General features: G+C 33.5%; 8 protein-coding genes. 5 read left to right on the top strand and 3 right to left on the bottom strand.

Annotated features, from left to right (window positions below):
• Window positions 1-126: 126 nt before the first annotated feature.
• Complete coding sequence (locus tag ABFR62_11100; GenBank protein ID MEN8138967.1) at window positions 127-1,248, bottom strand: DUF4143 domain-containing protein; 1,122 nt, start codon at window positions 1,246-1,248, stop codon at window positions 127-129.
• Between the two features lie 504 nt (window positions 1,249-1,752).
• On the opposite strand from ABFR62_11100, the gene fabG reads away from it, so the two are divergent.
• From fabG to ABFR62_11080, 4 genes are all read left to right on the top strand, one after another.
• A complete protein-coding gene (fabG, locus tag ABFR62_11095) occupies window positions 1,753-2,499 on the top strand; it encodes a 3-oxoacyl-[acyl-carrier-protein] reductase (protein MEN8138966.1) in 747 nt (248 codons plus the stop codon).
• An 86-nt stretch (window positions 2,500-2,585) separates the two neighbouring features.
• Window positions 2,586-4,391, top strand: a complete 1,806-nt coding sequence (locus ABFR62_11090; GenBank protein MEN8138965.1) for a hypothetical protein — start codon at window positions 2,586-2,588, stop codon at window positions 4,389-4,391.
• Between the two features lie 110 nt (window positions 4,392-4,501).
• On the top strand, window positions 4,502-5,299 hold the full coding sequence (locus ABFR62_11085) for a prohibitin family protein (GenBank protein MEN8138964.1): 798 nt from the start codon (window positions 4,502-4,504) through the stop codon (window positions 5,297-5,299).
• A gap of 180 nt (window positions 5,300-5,479) precedes the next feature.
• Window positions 5,480-6,004, top strand: coding sequence for a hypothetical protein (locus ABFR62_11080; protein MEN8138963.1), 525 nt, complete (start codon window positions 5,480-5,482; stop codon window positions 6,002-6,004).
• A gap of 32 nt (window positions 6,005-6,036) precedes the next feature.
• On the opposite strand, the gene murA is transcribed toward ABFR62_11080, so the two are convergent.
• Together murA and ABFR62_11070 are read right to left on the bottom strand one after the other, a co-directional pair.
• Window positions 6,037-7,353, bottom strand: coding sequence for a UDP-N-acetylglucosamine 1-carboxyvinyltransferase (gene murA, locus ABFR62_11075; GenBank protein MEN8138962.1), 1,317 nt, complete (start codon window positions 7,351-7,353; stop codon window positions 6,037-6,039).
• Entirely contained in the window at window positions 7,353-8,006 is a 654-nt protein-coding gene (locus tag ABFR62_11070; protein ID MEN8138961.1) for a DUF4290 domain-containing protein, read from the bottom strand. Before ABFR62_11070 ends, murA begins: the two co-directional genes overlap by 1 nt.
• 261 nt (window positions 8,007-8,267) lie before the next feature.
• Here ABFR62_11070 and mtaB point away from each other — a divergent pair.
• Window positions 8,268-9,579: tRNA (N(6)-L-threonylcarbamoyladenosine(37)-C(2))-methylthiotransferase MtaB (gene mtaB, locus ABFR62_11065; protein ID MEN8138960.1), on the top strand; the 1,312-nt coding region annotated here is incomplete at its 3' end.

Raw genomic sequence — 9,579 nt, 5'->3', positions numbered from 1 at the left:
TCTTTCTTCTTTTCTCAAACCTGAAGCAAGTTCAGGTTAAAAGAGTAAAGTCCCGCAGTAGGTGGCCGCGAGACTTTGATTTTGGATTTGTAAAAAATAACAATAACAATATTTTGAATCTGTCAATTAATTGATGATGAAATCGTAGTAGTTGACAGGGGTAATTATCTTTTCTTTTAATGTTGGGTAATTGTTAATAAATGTTTTAGGGAATTTTGTCTTTCTCTTCGAACTCCAGTTGAAGTCGTATGCCGAGAAACTATTTTCCTCTTCTTCTATATAGTTTATTTCCTGACGGGCATGTGTACGCCAGAAAAATTTATTACTGCTGTTTTGAGAATAATTCTGTTGCTTAATTCTTTCCGACATCAGAAAGTTTTCCCAAAGTGCATCTGCATCATTCCTCAAGTCAATTGGATTGAAGGCCGATAGCAGGGCATTTCGAATGCCGTTATCGTAGAAATAGATTTTGTGAAATTTCCCGATTTCGTTCTTGAGGTTTCTCTTTAATGGTTGCAATCTGAATATTACATAGGCTTCTTCTAATTTGGATATATAGTTGTCTATGGTTTTTCTGTCGATATCCATCAAATCAGATAACTCTGCGAGGTTAATCTCTTTACCTACCTGCAGCGCTAGCTTCTTTAACAGTTTAATGATGATACTCGGTTTTCTAATACCATCGGTTTCGAGAATATCTTTATATAGGTGGTTATTTATGATCTCGATTAAATTTCTTTTTTCCGGAGTTTTACTGCTTATCACTTTAGGATACATTCCGTAAATAAGTCGGTGCTTTAATTGTGATCTTGCACCGTCTCTCCCAATGTTTTCAGTTAGTTCATTATATGAAATAGGGTATAACTCGTAACTGTTAACATCGTTGCTAATAGAATTGTTACCATTTTTATTTGGATTTAAAGTTGAAATTATAATTACTCTGACATTCGGCAGAGTTTTGTTTATCAATTTATATACTGATTCGATATTTGTCACTTTTTGGGCTTCATCTATAACCAGTAGTTTGGTTCTGCCCAAAATGCGCTTAATCGCCTCAATATTTAAGTTTTCCAATTGAGATTTTATCATTGGGTCACCTGCATCTATCAATACACTTTTTCTTCTGCTTTTTGATAAGATTGAATCTACAAGTGCTGATTTCCCGGTTTGACGTGGTCCGGAAATGATAGTAGTCCTCTTTTTAAAGGCTTTTTCTGCGATTATATTTTCTAGAGTTCTGTCTATCATTTAATGATTGATGAATAATTATACCCCAAATATATATAATAAATATATTATAATCCAAATAAAAATTAATAAAACAAGAAAATATTTTATTTATATTCTTATAAAACAAGAATCAAATCTATTATTCTTATAAAATTAAGGGAAAAATATTCTTAAGTCTTACTTGAAAATTCTATCTGCTTGTCAAGGAATCCGGGTATTTCATATCGGGATAGGGGAGTCTTCTAAAAAAAACTAATTAAAGCTTCTGACTTTTTCGACAATTAATATCTTTGTTAAACCAAATGTATTTTCAGAAACCTTTTGGTTCAGCGCAGCTAATGCACTGTTAAAATCAAAGTATTTTTGATTTTAACAATTTATAAAAATCGTTGTATAGCTGTAGCTACGGGACTATTTTTTAAAGAAGATAAAATTGAAAAGACAAAGATTTCATAGTGCATTTTGATGTATATTTGGTTTTATTTAAAATTGAAACAAACAAGTATTAATAAAATATAGATTATGCAATTATTAGAAGGTAAGACTGTTATTATTACAGGAGCTTCAAGGGGAATAGGAAGAGAAATAGCAGAAGTATTTGCAAAAAATGGTGCGAATATTGCGTTTACTTACCTGTCGTCAGTAGAAAAGGGACAGGCATTGGAACAAGAGTTAGGAAAGTTCGGTACAAAAATAAAAGGATTTCGCTCTGATGCTTCAGATTATTCTGCTGCAGAGCAGTTAGCTAAAGATGTAGTATCTGAATTTGGCAGTATTGATGTTTTAATCAACAATGCCGGTATCACACGTGATAATCTTTTGATGAGAATGTCGGAAGAGCAGTGGGACGAAGTAATAAGAATAAATCTTAAGTCGGTATTTAACCTTACTAAGGCTGTTCAGCGTACCATGTTGAAACAACGCAAAGGCTCTATCGTAAATATGAGCTCGGTTGTAGGTGTAAAAGGTAATGCAGGACAGGCTAACTATTCTGCATCAAAAGCGGGAATTATTGGTTTTACTAAATCTGTTGCTCTTGAATTAGGATCGAGAAATATCAGGGCAAATGTAATTGCTCCCGGGTTTATCGAAACTGAGATGACTGACGCTCTTGATGATAAAATGGTAGCCGAATGGCGTAATGCTATTCCTTTGAAAAGAGGAGGTACAGGCGAAGATGTTGCAAATTTAGCTTTATTCCTTGCCTCTGATCTATCTTCGTATATTACCGGTCAGGTAGTTAATGTTGATGGAGGAATGTTGACTTAGAATAAGACAAAAGATTAAAGACAAAAGATTAAAGTTGGTTAAAGATTATTTAATTTTAAACTTTAAACTTTTCATTTCAAATAAACATGACATACGAGTATCCAATTTGGTATATTTTATTATCAGTTTTGATTGCTGTGGTATTGTCTTATTTATTGTATAGGAAAAATATAAAAACGTCATGGAAGTTTATTTTCATGGCGTTTTTGCGTTTTTTAGCTTTATTGATTATCCTTCTTGCAATTGGTAAATTATCAATTTCATCAACAATAGAAAATAAGAGTAAATCAAAGTTGATTCTGGCTTTCGATACATCGGAGTCGATGATTTTCAATGAGGATGAATCTAAATTAAATGAAATATATTTTAACTTAAAGGAGTCTGAATTATCGAACGGTTACAATATTAAATCACTGGGTTTTGGCGAAGCAGTAAGCGAAGCAGATACACTAAGATTTAATCAAAAAGTAAGCAATTTTCAGGATCTGGAGGAAAATCTGGATTTGATTCTCGATGAAGGAGACAAGGTAATATTGATTAGTGACGGCAATGTAAATGAAGGTAATTCTGCTGTATTTAAAAGGGAAAAAAAATATTCTATAAATATAATAGGTGTAGGAGATACGGCTTTAACGTCAAAAGTTAACTTGTCGAAATTACATTTCAATAAAAGGGTAGTAGCGGGTAATAATTTTCCGGTTGAGATTTTCTACGAAATTGAAAATATCGATCAACCGATTATTTTAAAGGTTTTAGATGGAGATAGAATTATTTATTCAGAAAAAATTATTCATCATCAAAATTCGGAAATAAAGCAAAGTCACAGACATTCAATTTTTTTAAAATCGGATAAATCAGGAAATCGACAATTCAAAATAGAATTATCATCACCAGGAGAATTAAAAGTATTTACAGAAAAGTATTTCAATATTGAATTTGTTACCGATAAAGGGAAAGTGTTGATTAATTACGATTTTCCACATCCCGACATATCCCTGTTTAAAAGAGAATTAGTTGAACGAAATTACAGGGTGTTTTTGTCAAAAAAAACAATATCAATAGATTCGGTAAATAAATATGACTTTGTAGTTGATTTTGGCGAAAAAACTATTGAAGGGATAGAGGTACCAGTCATTATTGTTTCTTCGAAAAAAATCAATAGAATAGGGGAAACTAAAAATCTGTCGGGTGATGTTGCCTATGCTAATATAGATCAGGACTACCTTAAATCGATAGAACTTCTGGAAGATAAAAAGGCTATTATAATTCAATTGAATGAATTATGGAAGTTTAATTTGCAGGAGGCCGGAAATGATAAAGAGATTGTCGGTGCTTTTTTCGAAACTCTTATTAAGGAAGTAGAATTGTTAAAATTCATCGATAAATTTAATATTGTATATAAAGATCGTTATTCTGATAGAGAGGATATTAAAATAAAGCTTGTAAATACTTATTCAGTTGTTAAAAGTGTAGAAGCTTTTGCCAAAATCAATATTGATGGAAATAATAAGAATATTGACTTTATTAAGGATCAGAACGAATATTACCTTAATTTGGGGCAATTGCCAAAAGGAAAATATTCATTGAAGGTTTATATCAATAAAAAGTATTTCGATACAATTAATCTGGCAGTAGATGATATTAATATAGAGAAGTTCGCAAAGAAGCAGAATATAGAATTTCTAAAAGATATAGCTTCTTTACAGGGAGGTGAGTATTACAATACCGGAAATTTTGATTCCTTAATAGAAAAACTGAAGGGTGGAGTTGAGAGTGTATTATACACTAATAAGGAATTTAGGAATATTTTGGAACAATGGTACTTCTTTTTACTATTACCATTAATTTTAGGTGCAGAATGGTTACTTAGAAGGCGAAATGGATTATATTAGCCTAATAAATTACTGTATACTAATTTCAAATCTTTAATTATATGAATTCTTTTGGTAATGAACCACACAATCAGGGACCTCAAATGAATTTAGGAAATAAATTTTCCTTTATGATTGTTCTTATAGGGGCAGGTTTATTGGTTTTAATTCTTTTCTGGTCAAGGATGACCGTCACAATAAATTCCGGTGAGGGAGGTGTTTTATTTAGAACATTTGGTTCAGGGGTAGATATAGAAAATACTTATTCTGAAGGGTTTCACTTCATAGCACCATGGAATAAAATGTTTATCTATGAAGTTCGTCAACAGGAAGTGGGAGAAAAAATGAAGGTGTTATCATCAAACGGACTGGATATTTCGGTTGAGCTTTCGGCTTGGTATATGCCAGAGTATGATGGTTTAGGAAAGCTTCACCAAAAAATTGGTCAGGGTTATTTGAATAGGGTAGTCCGTCCTTCTATAAGATCGGCAACCAGAAGTGTTATTGGCCGTTATGAGCCTGAACAAATTTATTCATCGAAAAGAGATGTTATTCAGGAAGAAATATTTGTAGAGACACAAAAAATTCTTGCAGAACAATATGTTCAGTTAAATGAGGTTTTGGTAAGGGACGTGGTTCTTCCACCGACGATCAAAAATGCAATTGAATCAAAGTTGAAGCAGGAGCAGGAAGCTCTGGAATATAAGTTCCGTTTGCAAAAAGCTACTCAGGAAGCAGAAAAGAGAAGGATTGATGCTGAAGGTAAAGCAAAAGCAAATAAGATTCTAAACGCATCACTAACCGATAAGATTCTTCAGGATAAAGGTGTTGAAGCAACTATAGAGCTGTCTAAATCTCCAAATTCAAAAGTAATTGTAATTGGTGGAGGAGATGGTGGTCTGCCGATTATTCTTGGTAGTGACAAGTAAGAGTCTTCTGTACAGAATATATTAATTTTGTTAACCGCAATGTGTCGCAAAGTTTAGCGCAAAGTTTCGCAGAGTTTTTTAGTAAAAAGCTCTGCGGATTCTGTGAAAAACTCAGTAGACCTTTGCGGTTATTTTTATTTTAGATATAGTGTTTTTTTTAAAGTTCAAATAAAACCATATATGTCAAAAAAAATAATTTTATTTCTAATTCTCACTATATTTTCAATAGTAGTAATGAGGGTTTTTGATGCACCATTGAAAAATGAGATAGCAAGCAATGGAATAGTTTCATTTGAATTGGCAAAAGATCTGGAAACATCAATTGCAATACTTAAATCGTGGGATGATAAAGCATTGTTGTATGCTGGGTTAAGTCTAGGTTTCGACTATCTGTTTATGTTTTCCTATACTTATTTGCTTATTCTTTTACTGAAAAAATTATCAATAAGGACGGGAAACAAAATAGTGAAATTGCTTGGGACTGTTCTGGTGGTATTAATGATTGTGGCCGGTTTTTCAGATGCAATTGAGAATTATGCCATGATAAAGTTGTACTTAGGTAATTTGGAACCTAAATATTCTCTTATAGCATATTACTTTGCCATGGTAAAATTCACAATAATTGCCATTTCAATAGTTTTTCTTCTTTTTATTGGAGTGTGGAATATTGGTAAAAGAGATAAAACAAGTCAGAAATATTATTAACAAAATTCCGACTTGTTTTATTGTATGTGTAATTATGAATTTATCCTCACAATTTTAGCTCCAAGAGCTCTTAATCTTTCATCTATTCTTTCGTAGCCCCTGTCTATTTGTTCAATATTGTGGATAGTACTTGTTCCTTTTGCCGACAGAGCTGCAATTAAAAGCGAAACTCCTGCTCTGATATCGGGAGAGGTCATTGTAGTAGCCCTTAACTGATATTCATGATTCATTCCGATTACCGAAGCTCTATGCGGGTCGCAAAGAATAATTTTAGCTCCCATATCTATAAGTTTATCGGTAAAGAACAGTCTGCTTTCAAACATTTTTTGGTGAATCAGTACCGAACCTTTTGCCTGAGTAGCCGTAACAAGGACTATGCTCAATAAATCCGGAGTAAATCCCGGCCAGGGAGCATCAGATATCGTTAATATTGACCCGTCAATATCGCTTTGTATTTCGTATGATTCCTGAGAAGGAATGAAAATATCGTCTCCTTGTCTTTCCAGTTTAATTCCAAGCTTTCTGAATACTGAGGGTATCAGTCCGAGGTCATTCCAGCTAACATCTTTAATGGTAATTTCAGATTTCGTAAGCGCTGCCATGCCTATATATGATCCAATTTCTATCATATCAGGCAATATTCTGTGATTAGCACCTTTTAAATCTTCTTTTTTCACTCCCTCAACTACCAACAGGTTTGAACCAATACCGGAAATTTTAGCTCCCATATTGTTAAGCAACTTTGAAAGTTGCTGTAAATAAGGTTCACTTGCCGCATTATATATAGTAGTTGTTCCCTCGGCTAAAACTGCTGCCATCAGGATATTTGCAGTTCCTGTTACTGAAGCTTCATCAAGATGCATGTATGTACCGATAAGTTTATCGGCTTCAACTCCGTAAAAAGATTCCTCTTCGTTGAATCTGAACTTGGCACCTAAGTTTTTAAATCCATCAAAGTGAGTATCAAGACGTCTTCTACCTATTTTGTCACCTCCCGGTTTAGGTATAAATCCTTTGCCAAATCGTGCTAATAGAGGACCTACTATCATTATAGAACCACGTATACCAGTCCCTTTTAGCTTAAACTCATCAGACTCTATATAGTCAAGATTAATCTCATCTGCCTGAAAGGTATATTCTCCCGCTTTGTTTTTTTGAATTTTCACCCCTAAATCGCTTAGAATATCTATAAGCTTATTGACATCTAAAATATCGGGAATGTTACTTATTGTAACTTTTTCAGGAGTAAGCAATACTGCACATAATACTTGTAAAGCTTCGTTTTTGGCTCCCTGAGGAGTAATTTCCCCTTTAAGTTTAATTCCGCCTTCTATCTGAAAAGTATTCATTACTTTCTGTTTCTGTGTTGTGAGTTGTTTTGGCTGTGACCACGGCTATGACCATAGCTAGATTTTCCCTTGTTGTCCGTATAGGTTGATTTACGCTTTTTTTGTAAATCTAAAGAGGATGTAAGGGTAATATTTTTATTTCTTAAGTCTATTTTTTCTCCTGAAAGTTCGTATAGGTGCTTTAAAACAGTTTCGTCATCAACAACATCCCTGTTCCAGTTTAAATAGCTTTTTTTCATGTGGTTAGCCAGAACCATTATCAGAGCTTCTTTTTCTTCATTATCCTCACGCTGAGAAGCCTCTTCAATCATCAGTCTGAGGTTTATACCGTAAAAGCGATATCTATTACTTTTCTTTGGATAAGAAAGTATATCCGGAGCTTTCGTAAATGTTTCTCTTTCCGGAATTTCATAAGGAGAATCTACATCCAGATTAAAATCAGCCATGATAAAAAGCTGATCCCATAATTTATGTTTAAAATCCGGTACATCTCTAAGGTGGGGGTTAAGGTTTCCCATAACTTCAATAATGGCCTTTGCAGTATCGTTTCGCGAATCACGATCTTCAAGACTTAGACAATAATTAACCATTTTTTGAACGTTTCTCCCATATTCAGGTATGATCAATTTTGATCTGTCAGTATTATATTCCATCTATATGTTTATTTCGTGTTTTAACCTAATTTAGTGCAAATTACACGGGTGTATAAATCGTGCTTATGTGTATGTTAAAGAAGAAGTTAATTGGTGAGATAACTTTCCTCGTAGTATTGCAAATTTAATCAAATAATTATCTTAACGACCTAATTTAGCTATAAAAGTTGGTTTTATTAAAAAAGAATGTAATAAATTTGCCGCCTGAAATTTGGCAACACATTAAGTGTCACCAAATTATTTGTAAAGAGAATACGGGAAATGAATAATAAAAAGGTTGCGTTTTATACACTTGGCTGTAAACTTAATTTTTCTGAAACATCAACAATATCAAGACAATTCGTAAAAGAAGGTTATGAGAAAGTTGGCTTCGAAGAATTTGCCGATATATATGTAATAAATACTTGTACGGTAACTGATAATGCTGATAAGAAATTCAAAACAATAGTAAGATCGGCATTGAAGGTAAATCCAAAAGCATTTATTGTAGGGATAGGGTGTTATGCCCAGTTAAAGCCTGAAGAACTGGCTGCTTTGGATGGGGTAGATTTGGTTTTGGGAGCTAATGAAAAGTTTAAAATAACTGATTACCTGAACGATCTTGTAAAAAAAGATTTTGGAGAAGTTCATTCATGCGAAATTTCGGAGGTTAATACTTTTGACAGCTCATATTCGATAGGCGACAGAACCCGTGCATTTTTGAAGGTTCAGGATGGTTGTGATTATAAATGTACCTATTGTACTATACCCCTGGCGCGTGGAATTTCCCGATCAGATTCATTGGAAAATGTAATAAACAGTGCCAAAGAAATTACCGAAAGCGGAATTAAAGAAATTGTTCTTACAGGTGTAAATACCGGCGATTACGGAAAAGGGGAGTTTGGTGATAAAAAACACAAAAACACATTTTTCGATTTAGTACAGGAATTAGATAAGATTGATGATTTGGCCAGAGTAAGAATATCATCGATTGAGCCAAATTTATTGAGAAATGAAACTATTGAATTTGTAGCTGAATCAAATTCCTTCGTGCCTCACTTTCATATTCCGTTACAATCGGGAAATAATGAGTTGTTGAAACTCATGAAACGCCGATACACCAGAGAGTTGTATAGCGAGAGGGTTGATAAAATTAAGTCGCTGATGCCCGATGCTGCAATTGGTGTTGATGTGATAATTGGTTTCCCGGGAGAAACAGATGAATACTTTATCGATACTTATAATTATTTGAGTGAGCTTAATATAGCTTATCTGCATGTATTTACATATTCTGAAAGAGATAATACCGAAGCAGTGAATATGGATGGAGTTGTAGCAATGAATGTTCGTAACAAACGAAGTAAAATGCTCAGGGGTTTATCTGCAAAGAAAAAAAGAGCCTTTTATGAAGGTCAGGTAGGTAAAGAGAAAAGTGTAATTTTTGAAGCTGATAATAAAGACGGGTTTATGCACGGATTTACCGAAAACTACGTGAAGGTAAAAACTAAGTATGATGTAGGGCTGATAAATCAGGAGAAAAAAGTTAAACTTCTGTCGATTGATGAAGACGGAGATATGCTGGTGGAAATGATTT

The sequence above is a fragment of the Bacteroidota bacterium genome (assembly GCA_039714315.1).
In the GTDB taxonomy this organism is placed as follows: Bacteria; Bacteroidota; Bacteroidia; order Flavobacteriales; family JADGDT01; genus JADGDT01.
The sequence above is the reverse complement of the archived record's forward strand: the minus strand, read 5'-3'. Positions and strand labels throughout refer to the sequence as shown.

What these genes read in the sequence shown, in the direction of transcription:
- ABFR62_11100 (MEN8138967.1), bottom strand. Translation starts at nt 1,248, where the DNA reads ATGATAGACAGAACTCTAGAAAATATAATCGCAGAAAAAGCCTTTAAA.
- fabG (MEN8138966.1), top strand. Translation starts at nt 1,753, where the DNA reads ATGCAATTATTAGAAGGTAAGACTGTTATTATTACAGGAGCTTCAAGG.
- ABFR62_11090 (MEN8138965.1), top strand. Translation starts at nt 2,586, where the DNA reads ATGACATACGAGTATCCAATTTGGTATATTTTATTATCAGTTTTGATT.
- ABFR62_11085 (MEN8138964.1), top strand. Translation starts at nt 4,502, where the DNA reads ATGATTGTTCTTATAGGGGCAGGTTTATTGGTTTTAATTCTTTTCTGG.
- ABFR62_11080 (MEN8138963.1), top strand. Translation starts at nt 5,480, where the DNA reads ATGTCAAAAAAAATAATTTTATTTCTAATTCTCACTATATTTTCAATA.
- murA (MEN8138962.1), bottom strand. Translation starts at nt 7,353, where the DNA reads ATGAATACTTTTCAGATAGAAGGCGGAATTAAACTTAAAGGGGAAATT.
- ABFR62_11070 (MEN8138961.1), bottom strand. Translation starts at nt 8,006, where the DNA reads ATGGAATATAATACTGACAGATCAAAATTGATCATACCTGAATATGGG.